The sequence below is a fragment of the Streptomyces sp. NWU339 genome (assembly GCF_003143855.1).
Lineage (GTDB): Bacteria > Actinomycetota > Actinomycetes > Streptomycetales > Streptomycetaceae > Streptomyces.
In genome coordinates this window covers 38896-58417 of the sequence record NZ_QFRK01000037.1, presented here as the reverse complement: position 1 = coordinate 58417, position 19522 = coordinate 38896, and the positions used below count along the sequence as shown (strand labels likewise).

Here is a 19522-nt window from a genome sequence, read left to right as displayed (position 1 = left end):
GGACGCCTTGTCCGGCGCTCTGCGGGACGCCTTGTCCGGCGCCTTGGAGAGCACCCTGCCGACTGCCGGCCGCTGTCGCCGCGTCACCGAAGCTGCCCGAGCCCGCCCTGCCCGGCCGCCGGCAGGCGCCGGCCAAAGCAGCCGCCCCCCGCCGGCGGCCGAAGACGCGCTGGCCCCTGCCGCGCCACCGTCGAGACCCGGCGGGTGCCGTGCCGGTCTTCCTGACCGCCACCAGCGCCGCCCGGGGCCGGGTTGCTCACCGACCACTCGCTTTCCCAGGCGATCACCCCTTGACCACCGCCGCTTTCCCGGGCCCGGACCCCGTGACCGCCCGTATGAACGCAGGCCGCCCCGCCCGCTTCGGCTTCACTGCCGGGCCCGGCACCACCGACGACGCCCGCCTCCGCCACCTCACCCTCGCCCTGCCCCCGCAGCACGCGGCCCGCCTCTTCGACGCCCAGGATCGCGGTACCGGCGAACAGCAACTGCGCGACCTGGCGGCCGAAGCGCTCGGCGAGGTCTACTTCCGCGACGGGGGCCGCCGCGCGACCGGCCTGGAGGTGCAGTTCACGGACGTCGAGCACGTGGAGTTCGACCTGTGGCCACATCGGATCGCACGAGCGGGCCTGTACGACAGCCACGCCGTCACTGGCGATGCAAGAAGCGACACCCGCACCGCCTTTTGACGGAAGGAATCAACCCATGTCTGCATCTGCCCGCCCATGGCGCGCGTACCGTGGCGGTACGACCCGCCAGGAGGTGCCGATGAGCGCGCAGCCCGACCACGCACCCGTCACCCCGTACGCCCCCGCACCCGGGGCTCCGGCCGAACTGCTCGCGCAGCTGCGCGCCAGCGATCGCGCGGACCGGTGGGTGCCGGCCTTCGTGCAGGAGTGGGCGGCGGCGCTGGAGGAGTCCCGCCGGACGTTCTCCCTCGCCGGGCTGTACGAGGTCGTCCAGGTCTGGCAGGCCCGCGTCGCCTCCGCCCCGGCAGTCGACGCGTTCCTCGCCTCCGGCCGTGACGAGACCGGCTTCGTGGACCTGGAGGAGATCCGGAGCAGGCGCCGGTGAGCGGACAGCAGCCCTACGCGGTGCGGCTCTCCCCGCCGGCCACGAAGGTGCTCGCCGCCCTGCCCGAGCCCGCGGAGCAGATGGTCTGGGACGTCCTGGACGCCGCGGCCGCGAACCCCTGGGGCTTCCCGCAGTGGGACGCCGGCGACCCGGAGGGCGAGGACGTGCGCATCGCCTCCGTCGGCCGGCTCTCCGTCGTCTACTTCGCCAACCGCGCCCTGCGCCACCTGTCCGTGCTGGATATTGTCTGGTTCGGATAGCCACCCGTGACAACGCCTGTCTGGCAACTACGTCGAGGGTCTGCGCGGCGAACGGACCAACGACGAACTCAGTGTTTCGGACTACGCCCGGGTGCCCCGCCTTCAACTCGGCAGTATGTCGGCTGGCGCAGACGCCCAGATCCACGTCGAGCTTGAGCACCAGTACGTCACGCCGATACGCATTGACCTTGAGCTGGAGTGCGTCGCGCGCGAGGGCGGCTACACATGGACCGAACACCTCGTCACGCGGCTCGATGATCGCCCCGACCCGACGCCGCCGCTTGGCCCCCACGACCGTCGTCGGTTCGGTGGCAGTGGCTGGGGCTGGTAACCGTCCGTCGGCGGGCCCCCGCCGTTCCTGAGATGGCACAGCACAGTTGGGCTCCTGACTGTCACAGTTATGCCGGTAACAGTCACCCAGTCAATGCCGCCGCGCCTGCTCCCCCACCGTCGATCCCGAAGAGCTCCTCGCAGCCCGTGAGCCCGCTCACCGTCACAGGTGGACGCTCCTGCAGGTCCCAGTTCTCACGGGAGAGACGGAACCGCTGGGACTCGACGACCTTGCCATGCAGGACGTCACGCGTGATGCCGTCGGGGCGGTAGCCGAGCTTCCGTGAGACGGACACCGAGGAGAGGTTGTCAGTGAAGGACATGGACGTCGCCGAGACCGCGCCCAGTTCCGCGAAGGCGAGGTGCAGCATGGCGATGTGAAGTTCCCCCTTGATCGTGGACAGCGGGTGTTTACGCTGCGGGGGCGAGGTCTTGGGTCACCAGAGCTCTGGTTTCGAGCGGGGTGACGTAGCCGTACTCGGGGTGCTTGCGCAGGCGGGTGCGGTTGTACTCGACCTCGATGAAGCAGAAGATGTCGGCGCGGGCGGCCTCGTGGGACTCCCAGACGGTGGTCCCGATCTCCGCTTTCAGCAGGCCGAAAAAGCTTTCGGCCGCGGCGTTATCGTAACAGGAGCCCGTTCTTCCCATGCTCTGTCTCAGCTTCAACTCCCTTATGAGCTTGCGGTATTCACCGGACGTATATTCACTGCCGCGATCGGAGTGCGCGATGCAGCCCTCTTTCAGCGCGCCGCGGCCGGCAGCCATCTTCAGCGCGTCGACCACGAGCTCGGCCCGGTGGTGGGCGGCCATCGCGTACCCGACCACCTCGCGCGTGGCCAGGTCGATGACCGTGGCCAGGTACCACCAGCCGGCGAGCGTGGGCAGGTAGGTGATGTCGGAGACCAGCTTCGTGCCGGTCTCGGCGGCGGTGAAGTCCCGCCCGACGAGGTCCGGTGACGGTGCGGCCTTGGTGTCCGCTTTCGTCAGGCTGCGACGCTTGCGGCGGGTAATCCCGCGGATGTCGCGCTCCCGCATGATCCGCTCGACCTTCTTTCGGTTGATCCGTCGCCCCTTGCGCCGCAGTGTGGCCGTCACACGCGGGGCGCCGTAGGCACCCCGGGAACACGTGTGGATCTTCCGGATCTCGTCGGCCAGCTCGTCCTCCTCCGCCTGCCTCGCCTCGGCCGCAGGCTTCGCCGCGAGATAGGCGTAGTACGCCGAGCGCGTGACCTTCAGCACCCGGCACAAGAACGCGACCGGCCAGCCGCCGGGGTTGGCCTCGGACGCCTTCTCCGCATCGATGAACGCGYAGCGCGCGGCTACGTCTACTTCGTCTTGTGGTTCGCGAAGAAGGCGGTCGCTTTTCCCAGCACCTCGATCGTCTGCTCCTGCTCGCGCACCTTTCGGCGCAGCCGGACCAGCTCCTCGCGCTCGGCCGTGGTCAGCGCGCCGGCCGGGCCCTCACCCCGGTCGATCGCGGCCTGCTTCACCCAGCCCCGCAGGCCCTCGGCGCTGACCCCGAGCTCCCGGGCCACCTCCGTCACCGTCCGCCCGGAGGAACGGACCAACTCGACGGCATCCTTCTTGAACTCGGCCGTGTACCGCTTGCGCGTGTTGCTCTTCTTACTCACTACCTGGACTGCTTCCTCCGGGACCCATACGTCCCAGTATCAAGCTGTCCCGACCGCGGGGGGAACTTCAAAAGGCGGCTCCCCCTTCACCCCTGGCAGCGCGAGCGGTCAGCTCACGATGGACCGCCGCGACGTTGCCCCTCCACAGCCCGAGCAGGGCCCGGATCTCGTCGTTGACCGTGAACCGGCCATAGTACGAAGCCCGCTCCCCCGGCGCCGCGGCCGCGGCCTCGTCCCGCTCGGCAACGGCCAGCCATCGCCACACCGCACGCTCCCGCACCCCCAACACGTCCGCCGCCGACCGCACCTGCCCAGTGGTGAGCTTCCCCTCCCGCCGCAGGACCAGCAGACGGCGCACCGCCGGCCCCCGCAACGCCCGAACCGACACAGCCGGCAAAACCCCACCCGACCCCTCCGAGGCCGGGTCCTGCTCTCCCTCATCCACACCCCCGAGCAGACCAACCACTCGCCGGCCAGTGGATCAGAACTCACAAAACTGAGACAGCGTCACCCCACACGCGATAACACCCCCACGACAGCGATACCCCCCGGAAATATCACCCTCATGACAGTGAACCCACACCCCGAAACCGCCACCCACCAGCAACAACACACCCAGACCCCACTGTCCCTCACCCCACTGTCCCAAAACCGAGAGATCGCAGCGGCGGCGGTCCAGCTCAGAACGGGTGTGATTCCCCGGATGCCGCAGCCAGAGGCTGAGGCGGACGCGCATCCGTTCCGGGGCGGCCAAGCGCCGATGGCTTCTCGGGTCGGTCTGCAGGCCGAACGGCACGCGCCCGGGGGCGGGTGCCGTTCCGTGTGGTTGCCGCGGGTAGGGACCTATCCGGTCATGGAGGGGGCGAAGGGTGACAGGGCCGGAGCGAGCTGCATGCCGGGTGCCAGGCCGAGGGCGACGAGGGCGTCGGGCAGGCCGCGTCCGGTGCGGGCCGCCTCCGCTGTGCCCGGGGCGGCCAGTTGGCGGCAGCTGGCGGCGATGATCTCGAACAGGTGCTGCACTCGGCCGGGTCCGCGGGGCAGCAGCTGGCCGTGGAAGTCCTCGTGGTGGGCAAGAACCAGGGCGGCCAGACCGGCGACGTGGGCCGAGGCCGTGCCGGTGCCGTCGAGGGCCGCGTATCCGCCCTGCGCCGAGCACGAGAGGACCGCCACACCGGGGGCGGCCGCGTCGATGCCGGGGCCGTAGCAGCTGAACGGGGCGGCGAACAGTCCTTCCGGAGTCAGCTGCGGCCCTGTGTGGCTGGCGTGGGAGGTGTCGGGCGGGTAGGAGCCGAAGACGCCCAGTGCGCCGACGGCGAACACGGTCGGCAGCGAGGCGGGGAAGGCGACCGGCCCGCCGGTGTCGCCTGCCGGGGCGACGCAGGCGATGCCCGCGGCGTTGGCATCGGCAAGCTTGCGGGAGACCAGGGCCGAGGCATACGGGGCCACCACCCCGATGTGGGCGACGTCGACCTCGTGGTCGATGCAGTGGTCGAGGGCGGCGATCAGGTCGCTGAAGCAGCCGTCGGGCAGCACCTTGCAGACGTCCAGCTCGGCGTCGACGGCGATGCCGATAATGCCCTTGCCGGTGTCCGCCCCGGCGATGATGCCGGCCGCGTGCGTACCGCTGCCCACCCTGTCCTGGGCCCAGCCCTCTTCCGTACCGCGGACGAAATCGACCCCGGAGCGCGCTCGTTGCTTCAGGTCGGGGTGCTCGGAGGCGACACCCGAGCCGATGACCGCGACCCTGACCCCGAAGGCGCGGAACGTGGGAGGCAGCTGGTCCAGCCGCATGGCCTGCTGGCCCCAGCCATACTGCTGCCTCTCGTCCAGGCCCGGATACACCTTGTCCAGCGGGGTGACGGTGACTAGGTTCTCGCCGGTCACTGACAGGTCGGGACGGTTGATCCAGCAGTCCGCGTAACCACTCGCGGGCCGGACGTACAGGGACTGGATGGACTGCTCGGTCTCCGTCGCCAGGGTGACGGTGACCGTCCCGTCGGCGGCAGTGATGCCCTGGCTCGGCCAGGTCGCACCGATCAGGAACACCCCCGCGCCGGCCAGCGGTTCGCCGTCCGGGCCGCACACGCGCAGCGAGATCTCCACAGGGTCTTCCAGCGGCATGACCAGCCCCGGGTCGCGCAGCGGCAGCATCGCCGCGGTCGGCGTGGCGGCGGGTCCGGTGCCGGACAGCGGCAGGTCCGGCTCGATGTGCAGGTACAGCGACCGCATCGACGGCAGCTGGGTCTCGGCCGCTTCGACGACCGCGATCTCCGGGCAGGAGGGAAGGACCCCGGCCGACTGCAGCTTCTCCGACGGCTGGAGCCGGCGGATCACTTTCACGTCGGGCAGGCTCTCGAACCGGTCGCACACCGCGTCCATGCTGAGCTCGGACACTCCCGGTGGGAGCAGATGCTGGGGCAGCGGTGTCACCAGGTACCGCTCGCGGCGCGGCTGCACCGGGCGCGGTGACCGCGCGCCTTTCTCACGTGGCCCTGCCTGCCTGCCCTCCGGTTCGGATCCGCCGGCCCCGCCCCTCTCGGATCCGCTCGCGCGGCTGTTTTCGGGCCTTTCCTTGACCATCACGTCCACCTTCACCACGCCTACGTCGTCACTTGTGCTTCTGATCCGGCGACGGGGCGGCTCGCGCTTGCATGCTGATGCGGTGTGTCCGGGAGCAGCCCGGGCACACCGCATCGCGCCGCCCTGAGGTCAGCCGATACCGAACGGCTGACCCATCTGACCGAAGCCGAAGCCAGGCTGCTGGTACTGCTGACCGTACGGCTGCTGGCCGAACGACTGCTGTCCGAACCCACCACCCCGCTGCTGCTGACCCTGCATGCCCTGCATGCCCTGCTGGCTCTGCTGGCTCTGCTGGCTCTGCTGGAGCAGCGTCACGATCGCGGTCGGCAGCGCCTGCTGCACGGACTGCTCCACAGCGTGCCGGATGCCCGCGTGCAGCGAGCGGTGCAGCGCGAGAGCGAGGTACGGGTGCGCCTGCTGGGCCATGCCCGGCTGCTGCTGGAGCTGCTGCTGGATCTGCTGGATCTGCTGGAACGTCTGCTGCACCTGCTGCGCGACCTGCTGGGCCGTCTGCTGACACGCCTGCTGGATGGTCTGCTGGACCAGCTGGGCCATCTGCTGCGGGCCGGCCTGCGGGCCGGCCTGCTGCATGGGTTGGGTACCGGTCATCACCGACATGAATGCTCCATTCGACGCCACAGGAAAGCCAACATGAGGGATGATGTTGGCTTTTTCGGAATAATTCCGACGCACCGACGCTAAGGCGGCGTCGCCCCGACCGCAATCGGGCGAGTCGCTTGGGAGGGAAGAATCCCCGCGATCGGATCCGGCGACCGGTGAGCCGTCGGTGACGCGGCAGGCCCCGCCACCCGGCTGCTGGCCCACCACGAACACCTGCGCCCAGCCCGCTCGATCAGCTCCGCACCCTGCTGCGGGCTCCTCTTCCGCCCGGTGCCTGGCGTTGCCCGGTCCGCACCGGCGCAGATCTCCCCGACGCGCACCCACAGCTCCCGCAGCAAACCCAAAAGCCTGATCGACACGCCCCGCACATCACCGATGTATCACGGAGAAAATGCATAGATTTAGGCACACGGTCGCACTGCGTTGTGATACGCGGTAGGACACGCCTCGACTGGCCTTAGCTCCCGCGGTCTTCGAGGCGAATGGGATATGGGGTAATTGGCAGCCCGACGGTTTCTGGTTCCGTTAGTTCAGGTTCGAGTCCTGGTATCCCAGCCAGCGTCGTGCCGCCCACCACGCGGCTCCCTGCCGGTGCCGAGGGGGGGTGAACGGGGTCCCGCCGGTAATACTGCTGGATTGAACGCTAACCTCGATCTTGGACCCCTCGCTGGTGGTGAAGGGTTGGCCGGAGTGCGCCGGAGACGTGCCGTACACGGTACGGCGAGGGTTCTCGGCTTCGCCGTACGCCGGGTTCGGGGCGTCGATAGCCCGCGGGGATGAGTGAGCAGACGGGGCGGGGCGAGGCTCCGGCCACGGTGGAGCAGGTTGCCGCGGCGCTGGCCGCGCTGGGGACGTACGGCGGGGAGAACACCCCGGAGGAGCACTCCGGGGAGGCGGCCCGGCTCGGCGGGGCGGACGCGTACCGGGTGCGGGTGGTCAACGCGCTGCTCGGCGTGGTGCAGACCGAGGCGGCGCTGGCCGACGGGGTGGTCCTGGACGAGGAAGCCCACCATGCGGCGTGGGAACAGCAGCTCACCGCCGCCGGGACCGGGCTGGACGAGGACCCGGTCAAGCGGGTGGAGTTCATCCGCTGGCAGGTGCTGCGGGCCGGCACCCCGCTGCGGCTGATGGCGCAGAGCCGGGAGGTCGGGCCGATCCCCCTCGCGGCCGCGCACGCGGCGACCGGGCCGCACCAGCTGCTCGGGGTGATCGCCGCGAGCCAGGATGCCGTCGCCACCGGCGACGTGGAGCGGCTCGCCGCCCAGAGTGACCAACTGCGGGCCGCCCGCGAGGCGTTGGAGAACGCGGTCAACAACACCGATCTGCTGCTGAACATGCTCAAGTCGGTTGGCCCGTAGGGAGACACTGAGCTCTTTCAGCTGGGCCACTGATCGGATGATGGTCGTGGGGTGCGCAACGCACGAGGCTCCCGTGCCGTTGAGGGAGGTGTTCGAAGTCTCAACCCATCGGCACAGGAGCCTCGTTGGTTCCCTATCCTGCCGCACTCGACCTTCCTCACGCCCTGGTCGAGTGGGCCACCATGCTCATCGTCACCCGCGAGGGTGACCGCCGCTGCAAGCTGCCCCCGCACCAGCGTGCACTGGTCGCCCTGGTGTACCTGCGCAAGCACGACACCCTCGCCCAGATCGCCGCCGGGTTCGGAATCTCGGTCGGCACCGCCCACGCCTACACCGCGAAGATGATCGATCTGCTCGCCGACCAGGCACCGGGCCTGCTCAAGGTCTTGCGCGAGAACGACCCTGACTACGTCCTGCTCGACGGCACCCTTGCCGAGTGCGACCGCACCGGCGACGGCCGGGCCGACTACTCCGCCAAGCACCGCCGCCACGGTGTGAACGTGCAGGTCGTCACCGACCCGGCCGGCAACGTGCTGTGGATCTCGCCCGCACTGCCGGGACGGTGTCACGACCTGACCGCGGCTCGCACGCACCGGATCATCCGGGTCTGCGAGCGCCAGGGCGTGCCCGTCCTCGCCGACCGGGCCTACCAGGGCGCCGGCCCCTGGGTGACCGTCGGGCTCAAGCGGCCCCCCGGCGGCGAACTCACCCCGACCCAGCGCACCGTCAACCGCGCTCTCGCCACGGCTCGCGCCCCTGTCGAACGCGGGATGGCACGACTGAAGTCCTGGCGCATCTTCCGCAGGTCACGCAGCAGCCCGAATCGAATGACGTCAATCGCCAAGGCCGTACTCACTCTCGAGCGGCAACGCTGAAAGAGCTCACTGATGACGGGGATGCCCACGCCCGGTGACGTCCAGCAGGCCCGGGCACGGCAGCAGCAGGAGGCCGCGGCCAAGAAGGCGCTCAAGGCCCAGCGGCGGGAGGAGAACGAGCGCAACCGGGCGGCCAAGCTTGCCCGCCAGGCCCGCCTCGCACTGCCGCCCGAGGAGCGGCTGGCCGCGACGGCCGCGAGCATCGACGCGAAGTGGACGATGCCGAGGGCGCAGGTCGAAGCCGAGGAGGTCAAGGCCGCGCAGCGGGCCGCGATGACCCGTGTCGAAGTGGTCGAGGTCGTACGCGAGATCACCGTCGAGGTGCCCGCGCCGCCGCTGCCCGTCGGCTCCTACACCGAGTGCGAGGTCTGTGTCGGGCGCGGGATGCGCGACCGGTACGGGCAGGTGCCGGCCGCCGCCGAGCGCCTGGTCCTCGTCGACGCCGCTGAGGTGGAGGTCGCCGTGATCGAGACGTGCCCGACCCACATCCCGTACGTGCAGGCCACGGCCCGGCGCCGGGGGTTCACCGCGCAGAGCGCTACGGTGTGAAGGCCGGGCAGTCAGGCGTTGAACGGCGAGAGGGCCCCGCCGGGGCCCTCTCGCCGTGGTGAGGTAGCCGCAGGTCAGCCCTGCGGTGCGAACCGTTCGAGGAGACGCTCGCGCTGCTGGATGCCGAGGCCGCGCACGCGGCGGCTGTCGAAGATCTCCATCTCGTTGCTGGCCCGCTCCCGCCACGCCTCCATCCGCTCCCTGGCGCGGTACGCCCGCCCCGGCGTCGACGCGGTCGCCGCGCACGTCGCCGCGTCTGACCCCGCCGCCGGGGTTGATCACAGCGGCCTACGGCACGTTCCCGGAGTATTCCTGGTGGCCTCACGATAAGCCTCAAATCATGCCGTTCGGTGACATCATGAGTAATGAATTCCGCATCATGACGGTCGTCCGACCAGGCGACACCTGAGCTTCTTCCTGCCTGTCAGCACGGGAAGGCGATGAGCACGTGAGCGACACCGAGCAGGAGCCCACTGCGACCGAAGGGACAGAGGCGGAGACCACCCCCGAGGAGTCACCGGCCACGACTGAGGCCGGCCCTGCGGAGGGCGAAGAGCCGACCCCCGAGGCGGCGGAGACGGAAGCTGAAGAACCCGCGACCCCCGCGGCCGAGGAGACGGAAGCTGAAGAACCCGCGACCCCCGCGGCCGAGGAGACCGAGGCTGAAGAACCCGCGACAGAGGAGCAGGAGAACGGCTGTGCGCGACGACCGTCGCGCACAGCCACGACGGCAGTCTCGGGACGCCCCTCAAGCGGACTCGCCGACATCCAGCTCACTGCCCGTCCGCACCGGCCACGCATCCCGCCGCGCGAGGGGCGGAAGTCCGGATGCCTGCAGCACCGCCGGTGCCACGGTGGACGGGTCTCCGCTGGTCACCCACCGGAAGCGGGCCACCCTCAGCAGGTCGTCGACGCTCTCCCGCACGAACCCGTCCACGATGCCCAGACCGCCCGGGCGTTCCCGCAGCACCACAGCGCCCGGCGCTTCATCATCCGCGATCTGCCGGTAGTCCCCCGAGTCGGGGCACCCCGTGCACTCGTACACCCAGTGGCCCATGCCTGTCATCCTGTCGTGCACCACGAGCACCCCACTGATCAGGCACGCAGGCTGTGGAGTGGAGTCGCCCGAAGGGATCAGGGGCGCTGCTGATCGGACAATTGCGCGGTGGGGGTCCTGGAGCCGGTCGCCGGCCGGCCCGAGTCCGCTTTCTGGAGCGGGTACGCCCGCCCCGGCGCACGCCGGGGCCGGCGGGGTTTCGGCCTGCGGTGCCCCCGCAAAGGAACTAGCGTGATCCACAGAGCAGTCGTGGTTCCGAAGTCGTTCGCCCGCGGTCACCTTGCCCGCGGGCGCATTGCTGTGCAGCCCGCTCCGGACCAGGCGATCACCTCCGGACCCGCGGCACCGTGCGGGCCCGAACCCCTCGAAGGAGACAGGCATGGCCAGCGGCACCGTGAAGTGGTTCAACGCGGAGAAGGGCTTCGGCTTCATCGCGCAGGAGGGCGGCGGCCCGGACGTCTTCGCCCACTACTCCAACATCACCGGGCAGGGCTACCGCGAACTGCGGGAGGGCCAGCACGTGGAGTTCGACCTCACCCAGGGCCCGAAGGGCCCCCAGGCGGAGAACATCCGCGTCGTCTGACCCCAGCACCCGAACAGGCCCGGCACCGTGGAGGGTGCCGGGCCTGCGTGTCTGGCCGCGCGTTACTCATCGGCGCCGTCCCTGGGGCGGTATGCCCACCCCTGTGTCGATGCGGTCGCCGCCCACGTCGCAGCGTCTGACCCGGTCGCCCGCCGAAGAGGCTGATCGTGTTCTACTTCTGCGAGTCCGCTTGAGGGGGCTTCCCGAGCCCGCATTCGAGGCTGCCGAGAATGCTTTGCGCGGTCATCGTGCACAGCGATTCTCACGAATGGCAACGCCGGCGGTGACCGCCGTGGACGCCGGCGCAAGCACCGCCAGCCCTCGGCTCGCGGGGGCGCCTGCGCGGCCGACCTGGGGCCGGGGGCGAAGGCGGCCTTCACGTCCCCAGCGGTTTCCCCATGTGTTGGGGTGGGGCTGCAGGGCTCACGCCCTCCGAGGCGATCGCTGGGACCACAGCGGAGGCGCGGGCATCTCTCCGATCCTCCCCGAGGGCCTACCTGGCCGGCCGGGTGTTCATCACAGATGTGCGCGATCCTGGACTTAAGCGGCGCATGCAGCCAAGCCGTGCCCTTGCGGCTGGCGCGAGGCGCCGGCAAGCGGAGGCGGAACGCGCCGGCCTTTCCCGATCACCTCGCGACTCGGGCACGCGGACGCGAACGGCGACCCGAGCGGAGGTCATGGGCTGATGAGCGGCACCGAGCAGGAGCCGGCGGGAGCTCGGGACACGACCGAGGGGCCCCTCTACACCGTCACCGGCGGCGACTGGGACGAGGTCGGCGACGCCGCGCAGCGACAAGGGAGGGCGGATGACGAGCGGATCGTCGTGAACATGGGTCCGCAGCACCCGTCCACGCATGGGGTGCTGCGCCTGGTCCTGGAGATCGACGGTGAGACGGTGAAGGAGGCCCGCTGCGGCATCGGCTACCTGCACACCGGGATCGAGAAGAACCTGGAGTTCCGGAACTGGGTGCAGGGCACGACGTTCGTGACGCGCATGGACTACCTGATGCCGCTGTTCAACGAGACGGCCTACTGCCTCGCGGTGGAGAGGCTGCTCGGGATCACCGCCGACGTGCCGGAGCGGGCGAGCGTCATCCGGGTAATGATGATGGAGCTCAACCGGATCTCCTCGCACCTGGTCGCGTTGGCCGCCGGCGGGATGGAGATCGGCTCGACCACGCTGATGGTCTACGGCTTCCGTGACCGCGAGGTCATCCTGGACATCTTCGAGCTGGTGACCGGGCTGCGCATGAACCACGGTTACGTGCGTCCCGGCGGGCTGGCGCAGGATCTGCCCCCGGGCGCGTTGGACCAGATCCGTGAGGGTGTGAAGCTGTTGCGCGCGCGGCTACCGGAGTACGACAAGCTCGCGACCAACAATCCGGTCTTCAAGGCCCGGTTGGTCGACGTCGGCTACCTGGACCTCGCGGGCTGCATGGCGCTCGGCGCCACCGGGCCGATCCTGCGCGCCACCGGCCTGCCGCACGACCTGCGCAAGTCGCAGCCCTACTGCGGTTACGAGCAGTACGACTTCGAGATCGAGACCGCCGACAGCTGCGACTCCTACGGGCGCTTCCTGATCCGTCTGCGCGAGATGGAGCAGTCGCTGCGGATCGTCGAGCAGTGCCTGGAGCAGCTGGCGGGCGGCGGCGGTGCGGTGATGGTCGCGGACAAGAAGATCGCGTGGCCGGCGCAGCTGTCGCTCGGCGCGGACGGGCTGGGCAACTCGCTCGACCACATCCGCAAGATCATGGGCGAGTCGATGGAGGCGCTGATCTACCACTTCAAGCTGGTGACGGAGGGGTTCCGGGTGCCGCCCGGGCAGGCGTACGTGGCGGTCGAGTCCCCCAGGGGCGAGCTGGGTGTGCACGTCGTCTCCGACGGCGGTACCCGGCCGTACCGGGTGCACTTCCGCGACCCGAGCTTCACCAACCTGCAGACGATGGCCGCGATGTGCGAGGGCGGGCAGGTCGCGGACGTCATCGTCGCCGTGGCGAGCATCGACCCGGTGATGGGAGGCGTGGACCGGTGAACGAAATCCGTCCCACATCGGCCGCCCACCACCGGGGCGACGCTCTGGCCGGCCCGGGCGGTCCCCGGGAATCCCTCTTCCCGGTACCGAAATGACCACCCCCGAACACTCCGGACGGCGTTGTCACGTTGTTGGGTGCGTGACTGCCTGATGGTGCGTCGGGGCATGGGGGGCCCGCGGCCCGGGCCTGTGTTCAGGCCGTGGTGGGCAGGTTGGCAGCGCCGGTGATCTGGTCCCAGATGGCGAAGCGGACGGTCATCTCGGCGCGGTAGTGGGCGGCGGTGAGCAGGTGGCGGTGGGGCCGGAAGTGGGGTGAGATGCCGCTGAACGCGGCCAGGAACCGCTGGGCTCCGCCGACGGAGCGGAAGCCCTTCATGGCGCGTTCGCGCTGCCGGGTGGGCTGGTGACTGTTCTCCGCCCGGTGGTTCATGCCCTGGTGGGAACGGTGTTCCACCGAGGGCATGACCTCGCGGTGGGCCGCACCGTAGGACCGGAGCTGGTCGGTGATGACCATGCGCGGCACGGCGCGGGTCTTCTTCAGGAGCTTGCGGAAGAAGCGCCGGGCGGCGGCCTTGTCCCTCCGGCCCTGGACCAGGATGTCCAGCACGTTGCCGGCGGCGTCGACGGCCCGCCACAGGTACTTCCGCTTTCCGTTGATCTTGATGAAGACCTCGTCCAGATGCCACGTGTCGCCCGGCCTCGCACGTCGGCGGCGCAGGCCGTTGGCGTAGGTCTGCCCGAACTTCGCGCACCAGCGGCGGACGGTCTCGTGGGAGACGAGCACGCCGCGCCCGGGCATCGGCTCCCCGGCCTCGCGGAAGCTGAGCGGGAAGCGGAGGTACCGCCACACGCAGTGGGAGATGAGCTCCACCGGGTACCGGTGGCCCTTGTACGACGGCGGCGCGGACGACACGAGCGAATCCTCCCCGGCACGACCAACTCCAAGATCACCCCAGGCTGGTCAGCCAACGTGACAACGCCAAGGGCTGTCCTCTACGCTCCGGCGACCACCGGGGCGCCCGACAGCTCCACACCCGCCTGCCGGAGTTCTTCGCAGGCCTGCCTGACGGTGCTGTGGCTGACGCCGGCGGTCAGGTCCAGCAGCACCTGGGTGGCGAAGCCGGCCGCGGCCGCGTCCAGGGCGGTGGCCTTCACACAGTGATCGGTGGCGATACCGACCACGTCCACCGCGGTGACCCCCCGCGCCCGCAGCCACGCCGCCAGTCCTGTCCCGTCCTCGTCGGCGCCCTCGAAGCCGCTGTAGGCGGCCGCGTAGGCACCCTTGTAGAAGACGGCGTCGACCGCCCCGGCTTCCACCGCGGGGAGGAAGTTCGGATGGAAGTCGGAGCCTTGGGTGCCGACCACGCAGTGCACCGGCCACGAGGTCTTGAAGTCGGGGGTGTCGGAGAAATGGTCACCCGGGTCGATGTGATGGTCCCGCGTCGCCACCACCTGCGTATACCCGGCCTCGGCTGCGCGCCCGACCAGGTCGCACGCCTTCACAGCGATCCCGGCCCCGCCGGCCACGGGGACACTGCCGCCCTCACAGAAATCGTTCTGCACGTCCACCACGATCAGCGCACGTCCCATGCCACTGCCCTCCATTCCGCTCTCAGATACAAGGTCATCTGCGAAAAGCTCCGGTGAAGCGGGGACTGCCTTCCACCGCCCGGCCCGGGGCAACCGGAACCATCGGCTGAACAGCCCAGGCGCGCGCCGCATCAGGCCGCGGCCAAGACAGCCACGCACGGCTCCCGCACGAACTCGCCGAGCAGCGGGCCCGCCCGCCACGCTGACGGCCTCCGGCCCCGGTGCGCCACAGTGATCGCCGACCTACTGCGGGGCCGCGCCCTGACCTTCGGCCCGCGCCATCTCCCCCTCCAGGCCGGCTCGTGGCCGCTGCTGCACAGCCCGGCGCCCGGCCGGAACTACCGCGCCAGAGTGACGGTGATGGGCACATCGGAGCAGTGGCTCAACGTCTCGGCCAGCGCCGCCCGCTCGGTGGTATCGACGCTCAGGCCCCAGCGGGTCTTGTCCGCCACCCAGTCGGTGACGTACTGGCAGCGGTAGCCGGCCGCCGGCGGCAGCCATGTGGCCGGGTCCTGGTCGGCCTTCGACCGGTTCGACGCCGCCGACACCGCGATCAGCGCCCGCGGATCTTTGAGATCGTTGGCGTAGGCTCGCCGCTCCGCCGCCGGCCACGCGTACGCGCCGGAGTCCCAACTCTCGGCAAGCGGCACCAAGTGGTCGATGTCAAGGCCACGCGCGCCGTGGATGTAGCGGTCGTCGTACGGCGAGTACCACTCCCCGCCGGTCAGCGTGCAGTTCGCGCCCTGCACCGGGGCGATGACCGCTTCGGCCTTCAGGACTTCCTGCCGCGTGTTGCAGCCGTCACGGTCGGCGTCGATCCAGGGCCCGAATTTGCTGCGCGCGTACCCCGTGCGGTCCTCAGCCCGTACAGGGAGGGTGGCAAGGGCGTCACGGACGGGCAGCGTCACCGTCGTGCCGGGAACCGCACGCGAGGACGGCGCGGCCGCCGCGGCTGTGTGGGCGGTGGCGGGAGAGAGCAGGACGGCGAAGGCGGCGGCCGTCGCGGCGGTGCGGGCGAGGAGCATCAGCAGGTCCCTTCGAAGATCTCGAACGATGCGTGGTCTTCGTAGCGGACCGTTTGGTGGACGCGCCCGGTATGTGCTGTCCCGCCACCCGTTCGGGCGGTTAAGTCAGATCGGGCAGCTGAACGGGCTGGGCTCGACACGTCACACACCGGAAGCACCGCCCCGATCGGCCGCGTCCCTCGCTCGGGCGTCGCGCCTCCCACCCCGCCCCGCACCGCCACGGCGTTCAGGAAACGGAACGCCGTGACGGTGATCCCTGCGCGGATACTCCCCGAACCCCTACGCGGTGCCGGGCGCCCGGGCCGGCCGACGTCGCGGCCGCTATGGCTGCAGGCAGCCGACGACGGGGACTTCGAGAGGACTGGAAACAGTGGCGGGGAGCGATTCCGTCAGACAAGTGGCCACGGTCAGCGGGTCGACGACGGCGTTTGCCGGTGACGCCACGAACCCGACGAATGCGGCGGCCCCCAGGATGACGGCAGCGATGCGACGCATGAACAACACCTCTCGACAGTCGTGATCGGTCCGCGAAGACATTTCCACGCATTCCAGCTCCGCATGCGCCGTGTCCCCCGTTCAGGCTGATGCGTCGCGCACGTCGAGGCGGGCGGGCACGCCGGCCGTGAGGATGTGGACGCTCCGCGTGCGTGTCCGGGCCCCCATTCGCCGTCCTCGCGGACGTCGAGAAGCACGGCAGTGGGCTCAAAGCCCACTGCGGCGACCCGGAGCACGCCGAGTCCTGCGACCGCACCCAAACACCCTGGCGTTCCACCGTGCCGGGTGAACTCGCCTGGACCGCGTACCGGGCCGAACGGCGTCGCCGCGGAGAGACCGGCGAAGAGCCCTGTGAGGCGTACCACCCGTTCCGCCAGGGCCGCTGACCGGGGCACCGAAGCATTCAGGAAACGAAACGCCGTGGCGGGCATCCCTGCCCGGATACTCCCCGGACCCCGTCGGCTCGCGGGCTGTTCGGGGCACGGCTGCTACAGGTCGAACTCCAGGTGCTCGATGTCCGTGAAGCGGACCTCCTCCAGCTGGCCGGCGCGGCGGCCGCCGTCCTGGAAGTAGGTCTCCTTGAGCCCTTCGGCCGCGATCTCCTGGAGCTGCTGGTCGCCGGCGCCGGCTTCTTGCGCCTCGAAGAGGCGGGCGGCGTACTGCGGTGGCAGGGCGACGGTCAGGTGCCGGATGCGGTCCTGGTCGGTGGACCCGATCGGCGCGGTGTAGCCGAGGCGGGCGCGGGTGTCGATGACGATGCCGCCGGTGGTCGCCGCCTTCTGCCGGGCCTTCGCCCGGATCTGCGGCTGCCAGCGCTTCTTGACCTCGCGCTCCATCCGGGCGGCGAGGTCGGGTCGGGGCTTTTTGATCTGGCCCTTCACGTACCGCTCGACGGTGCGCTGGGAGATCCGCAGCATCTGGGCGACCGCCCTGGTGCCCTTGAGCTGCTTGACCAGGTACCGCATCTGCGCGGGCGCGCTCTTGGGCGCCGGGCGGGTGAACGCCTTGTGCACCGCGGCATCCAGGCCGTCCCCGAACAGGCTCATAGCCCTCTCCTACTCTCCGTTGTCGGCGTCGGTGACGGTGCCGTCCTTGATGTACCGGGCGAGGTTGAGCTCCGGCGCCTCGAACCGCTCGCGGACCCCCTCGCCCCACAGCACGCTCTGGGTGCCCTCGTGCTTGACCAGGCCGGGGTTGACGCCGAGCTTGAAGCCGCCGGGCAGCGGCTTGCCGCCCCGGTACGGCAGGAAGTCCAGCGGCGAGGGCCCGTCGGCCGCGTAGACGACGCAGTCGGAGAGAATCGCGACCGGGTAGTCGCCGGTGAACGCCGCATGCTTGACGATCTTGCGGTGCAGGTTGATGCGGGTGCGGGAGATGACCGCCGCGCGGATGTCCGGCCGCCACGTCGGGCGGGACAGCGCGCGCCACGGCTCGCCGGGCCGCCAGCCCTCCCCGCGCGGGCGCTCGCGCAGCTTGCCCAGGCCGCCCTTCACCGTCGCCTTGATCGCCGAGACGACGATCGCCAGCTGAGGGTCGCGCTCCCTGTAGCCGTCCATGGCCGCCAGGAAGTCGGCCGGCGACAGGTCCGCTTCCACGCCGAGGTCGGCCATGGTGGCGAGGTAGGCGTCGCGCAGCCGCTGGTACCAGCCGTCCAGGTAGCGGCCGTTCTCGTAGCGCACCCAGGCCTCGAGCGGGCGCACCTCGTAGCCGAGCTCCACCGCGTAGGCGACGGTGGGTGTCGCGTACCAGGCCGGACCCGACGGGCGCTCGCCCGTCGGCGTGAACGGGCTGGGCAGCAGCGAGCCGTCCAGCTCCGCCCACTTGCCCTTGCCGACCTGCACGCGGGACAGGTCGACGTGGGACAGGTCCACCAGCCACGAACCGGGCAGCTTCGGGTCGAACACCGGCGCCTTGACCTGCGTGGGCGCACCGAGGCCGACGACCAGGCCGTTGGCGCCGGCGGCGAAGGCCATGTTCACGTCGATGCCGACCAGGTTGCGGCGCATGCATTCGGCGTCGGTCATCGGGCGTGCCCAGTCGTACGCCTCCTCGAACAGCTTCTCCGCCGGGCCGCGGACGGGGAAGCGTGGCAGGTTCGCCAGGAGCGGGTGCCCGTCCGGCGCCTCGCACGGTGCGCAGTCCACCGGGTCCTTGCCCAGGCTGCCGGGGTTGTGCTCGGAGTGCCTCTTGCCGTTGGTGTCGGGCTCGGAGGCCCGGGTCGGCGGGTGCAGCGCGGTCATCAGCTCCAGGCCGGTGACGGCGGTGGAGCCGCGCGGCGTCATCACCCGGGACGCGTACACGCCCAGCACCCGGGCGAGGTCCGCCTGCGGCAGCCGGGCGGCCCCGCCCCAGTGGCGGGAGTCGAGCGCGTGCCAGGACGGGATGCACAACTGGACGCAGGCCCGTTCCGAACCGGTGGCGGGGCGGTAGATCCGCGCCCACGGGCCGAACCCGCGCTTGGTCAGCTTCCAGTCGGCGCGGACCAGTTGCTTGATGACCTTGTGGCCCTCGGGGATCCGCCCGGCGAGCCGCTCCTCGTCGGTGAGGGTGACCGGCAGGCCGTAGCGCTCCAGCGCGGCCTCGGTGAGCACGAGCAGCGGGTCGGCGTCCTTGCCCGGTCCGGACAGTTTCGGCTGCCCGAGCCTCGCCTCCGTGAGCGTCCAGTCGACCAGGGACGGGAGGGACTTGGCGGGCACGTCCAGGACCAGACCGCCGGCGCAGTACGCCAGCACCTGCCCGTCCTCGGCGTCGACAACGGCGAGCGACCCGTTCTCGAAGCGCGCATCCGTGCCGCCGGCCGGGACCGCCTTCCGCGCACCCGGGCGGCGCGGCGACGACGTCCTGGACGTGCGCGCCGGACGCGGCGCGGCCGCCGGAGCAACGGCGACGGGCGCGCGGGGCTGTGTGTCTTCGTTTTCGGCCGGAGCCGCAGCATTCGGCGGTGGGTCTGCGGGCAGGGCCTCTTCCGCTCGGGCGGCCGTGCCGGTGGGTGTGGTCGGCGCTGCGGCCGGGGCGGCCTGTTCTTGCATCGAGCTGGGCGCGGGGTAGAGCTCCGCGAGCTGCTTGAGCAGCCGCGCGTACGCCTCACGCTCCGGCGGGCGGGGCTCGGTCTTGCCGGCCTCCCAGGCGCTCACCGTGGCGCGGCGCACCTTCAGCGCGGCGGCCACCTCGTCCAGTGTCAGGCCGTGCGCGGTACGCAGTCGCCTGCGCTCCTCCGCCGGTGGCAGTGGAGAGCGGGACGCGACCAGTGCGTCGACCGCCTCGAACAATTCGGACATGAAGCGCCTCCTGACCGACACTCTACCCCGTGAACCGTACGGATTGCATACTTTCTCCGTACGCATTGCGTACGAGGCGGGAGGTGGCGTTTCGCGTTGGCACGCTTGCCTGGGCCGGAACTGCAGCGGGTTGCGTTCGGGGGTCCGAGGCGCTTCGTCGTCGGGCACCCCTACGCCCCCGGTTAGA

Annotated in this window: 22 protein-coding genes, 1 tRNA gene and 2 pseudogenes; 11 read left to right on the top strand and 14 right to left on the bottom strand. The window is 70.6% G+C overall.

Annotation, left to right across the window (positions count from 1 at the left end):
• Nucleotides 1–353: 353 nt before the first annotated feature.
• From DIZ27_RS31980 to DIZ27_RS31965, 4 genes and pseudogenes are all read left to right on the top strand, one after another.
• Nucleotides 354–599: pseudogene (locus DIZ27_RS31980) on the top strand (XRE family transcriptional regulator); the annotation flags it as partial.
• Between the two features lie 166 nt (nucleotides 600–765).
• The gene (locus DIZ27_RS31975; protein ID WP_109381912.1) at nucleotides 766–1071 is read left to right on the top strand and encodes a DUF6247 family protein; all 306 of its coding nucleotides are present in this window, start codon (nucleotides 766–768) and stop codon (nucleotides 1069–1071) included.
• Nucleotides 1068–1331 (top strand): hypothetical protein, encoded by a 264-nt coding sequence (locus tag DIZ27_RS31970; RefSeq protein WP_109381911.1) that lies wholly within the window; start codon nucleotides 1068–1070, stop codon nucleotides 1329–1331. Before DIZ27_RS31975 ends, DIZ27_RS31970 begins: the two co-directional genes overlap by 4 nt.
• Nucleotides 1332–1446: 115 nt before the next feature.
• The gene (locus DIZ27_RS31965) at nucleotides 1447–1662 is read left to right on the top strand and encodes a hypothetical protein (RefSeq protein WP_146229031.1); all 216 of its coding nucleotides are present in this window, start codon (nucleotides 1447–1449) and stop codon (nucleotides 1660–1662) included.
• 82 nt (nucleotides 1663–1744) lie between these two features.
• On the opposite strand, the gene DIZ27_RS31960 is transcribed toward DIZ27_RS31965, so the two are convergent.
• From DIZ27_RS31960 to DIZ27_RS46030, 6 genes and pseudogenes are all read right to left on the bottom strand, one after another.
• Nucleotides 1745–2032 (bottom strand): GNAT family N-acetyltransferase, encoded by a 288-nt coding sequence (locus DIZ27_RS31960; RefSeq protein ID WP_109381909.1) that lies wholly within the window; start codon nucleotides 2030–2032, stop codon nucleotides 1745–1747.
• A 40-nt stretch (nucleotides 2033–2072) separates the two neighbouring features.
• A pseudogene (locus DIZ27_RS31955) lies at nucleotides 2073–2972 on the bottom strand (IS3 family transposase); the annotation flags it as partial.
• A 14-nt stretch (nucleotides 2973–2986) separates the two neighbouring features.
• Complete coding sequence (locus DIZ27_RS31950; protein ID WP_109377500.1) at nucleotides 2987–3292, bottom strand: transposase; 306 nt, start codon at nucleotides 3290–3292, stop codon at nucleotides 2987–2989.
• A 67-nt stretch (nucleotides 3293–3359) separates the two neighbouring features.
• The gene (locus DIZ27_RS31945; RefSeq protein WP_146229030.1) at nucleotides 3360–3650 is read right to left on the bottom strand and encodes a hypothetical protein; all 291 of its coding nucleotides are present in this window, start codon (nucleotides 3648–3650) and stop codon (nucleotides 3360–3362) included.
• A gap of 485 nt (nucleotides 3651–4135) precedes the next feature.
• Nucleotides 4136–5686, bottom strand: a complete 1551-nt coding sequence (locus DIZ27_RS31940) for a S8 family serine peptidase (RefSeq protein ID WP_258308632.1) — start codon at nucleotides 5684–5686, stop codon at nucleotides 4136–4138.
• Between the two features lie 315 nt (nucleotides 5687–6001).
• On the bottom strand, nucleotides 6002–6490 hold the full coding sequence (locus DIZ27_RS46030; protein WP_181383776.1) for a hypothetical protein: 489 nt from the start codon (nucleotides 6488–6490) through the stop codon (nucleotides 6002–6004).
• Nucleotides 6491–6976: 486 nt separating this feature from the next.
• Here DIZ27_RS46030 and DIZ27_RS31930 point away from each other — a divergent pair.
• From DIZ27_RS31930 to DIZ27_RS31915, 4 genes are all read left to right on the top strand, one after another.
• A tRNA-Gln gene (locus tag DIZ27_RS31930) sits at nucleotides 6977–7051 on the top strand.
• A 218-nt stretch (nucleotides 7052–7269) separates the two neighbouring features.
• Nucleotides 7270–7851, top strand: a complete 582-nt coding sequence (locus tag DIZ27_RS31925) for a DUF6245 family protein (protein ID WP_109381906.1) — start codon at nucleotides 7270–7272, stop codon at nucleotides 7849–7851.
• A gap of 125 nt (nucleotides 7852–7976) precedes the next feature.
• On the top strand, nucleotides 7977–8726 hold the full coding sequence (locus tag DIZ27_RS31920; RefSeq protein WP_109381905.1) for a transposase family protein: 750 nt from the start codon (nucleotides 7977–7979) through the stop codon (nucleotides 8724–8726).
• Between the two features lie 12 nt (nucleotides 8727–8738).
• On the top strand, nucleotides 8739–9275 hold the full coding sequence (locus DIZ27_RS31915) for a hypothetical protein (RefSeq protein WP_109381904.1): 537 nt from the start codon (nucleotides 8739–8741) through the stop codon (nucleotides 9273–9275).
• A 74-nt stretch (nucleotides 9276–9349) separates the two neighbouring features.
• Here DIZ27_RS31915 and DIZ27_RS48875 read toward each other — a convergent pair whose 3' ends face one another.
• Both DIZ27_RS48875 and DIZ27_RS31905 read right to left on the bottom strand, forming a co-directional pair.
• A complete protein-coding gene (locus DIZ27_RS48875) occupies nucleotides 9350–9469 on the bottom strand; it encodes a hypothetical protein (protein ID WP_375232024.1) in 120 nt (39 codons plus the stop codon).
• Between the two features lie 554 nt (nucleotides 9470–10023).
• Nucleotides 10024–10332, bottom strand: a complete 309-nt coding sequence (locus DIZ27_RS31905) for a hypothetical protein (RefSeq protein WP_109381902.1) — start codon at nucleotides 10330–10332, stop codon at nucleotides 10024–10026.
• 379 nt (nucleotides 10333–10711) lie between these two features.
• Here DIZ27_RS31905 and DIZ27_RS31900 point away from each other — a divergent pair, with 379 nt between their 5' ends.
• Together DIZ27_RS31900 and DIZ27_RS31890 are read left to right on the top strand one after the other, a co-directional pair.
• A complete protein-coding gene (locus DIZ27_RS31900; protein ID WP_109381901.1) occupies nucleotides 10712–10915 on the top strand; it encodes a cold-shock protein in 204 nt (67 codons plus the stop codon).
• A 685-nt stretch (nucleotides 10916–11600) separates the two neighbouring features.
• Nucleotides 11601–12947, top strand: a complete 1347-nt coding sequence (locus tag DIZ27_RS31890) for an NADH-quinone oxidoreductase subunit D (RefSeq protein WP_109381899.1) — start codon at nucleotides 11601–11603, stop codon at nucleotides 12945–12947.
• Between the two features lie 193 nt (nucleotides 12948–13140).
• On the opposite strand, the gene DIZ27_RS31885 is transcribed toward DIZ27_RS31890, so the two are convergent.
• From DIZ27_RS31885 to DIZ27_RS46025, 4 genes are all read right to left on the bottom strand, one after another.
• On the bottom strand, nucleotides 13141–13860 hold the full coding sequence (locus DIZ27_RS31885) for an IS6 family transposase (protein WP_109381898.1): 720 nt from the start codon (nucleotides 13858–13860) through the stop codon (nucleotides 13141–13143).
• Between the two features lie 80 nt (nucleotides 13861–13940).
• Entirely contained in the window at nucleotides 13941–14537 is a 597-nt protein-coding gene (locus DIZ27_RS31880) for an isochorismatase family protein (RefSeq protein ID WP_109381897.1), read from the bottom strand.
• Between the two features lie 338 nt (nucleotides 14538–14875).
• Complete coding sequence (locus DIZ27_RS31875) at nucleotides 14876–15562, bottom strand: HNH endonuclease family protein (RefSeq protein WP_109381896.1); 687 nt, start codon at nucleotides 15560–15562, stop codon at nucleotides 14876–14878.
• A 321-nt stretch (nucleotides 15563–15883) separates the two neighbouring features.
• Nucleotides 15884–16057 carry a hypothetical protein gene (locus tag DIZ27_RS46025; protein ID WP_181383775.1) on the bottom strand — a complete coding sequence of 58 codons (174 nt, stop codon included), beginning with the start codon at nucleotides 16055–16057 and terminating at the stop codon, nucleotides 15884–15886.
• A gap of 152 nt (nucleotides 16058–16209) precedes the next feature.
• Here DIZ27_RS46025 and DIZ27_RS31865 point away from each other — a divergent pair, with 152 nt between their 5' ends.
• On the top strand, nucleotides 16210–16443 hold the full coding sequence (locus DIZ27_RS31865; RefSeq protein ID WP_109381894.1) for a hypothetical protein: 234 nt from the start codon (nucleotides 16210–16212) through the stop codon (nucleotides 16441–16443).
• Between the two features lie 102 nt (nucleotides 16444–16545).
• Here the strand turns inward: DIZ27_RS31865 and DIZ27_RS31860 are convergent, their stop codons facing one another.
• Nucleotides 16546–17103: a DNA-binding protein gene (locus DIZ27_RS31860; RefSeq protein ID WP_109381893.1), complete on the bottom strand. Its 558-nt coding sequence runs from the start codon at nucleotides 17101–17103 to the stop codon at nucleotides 16546–16548.
• A gap of 9 nt (nucleotides 17104–17112) precedes the next feature.
• Nucleotides 17113–19335, bottom strand: coding sequence for a helix-turn-helix transcriptional regulator (locus DIZ27_RS31855; RefSeq protein ID WP_109381892.1), 2223 nt, complete (start codon nucleotides 19333–19335; stop codon nucleotides 17113–17115).
• Nucleotides 19336–19522 lie beyond the last annotated feature (187 nt).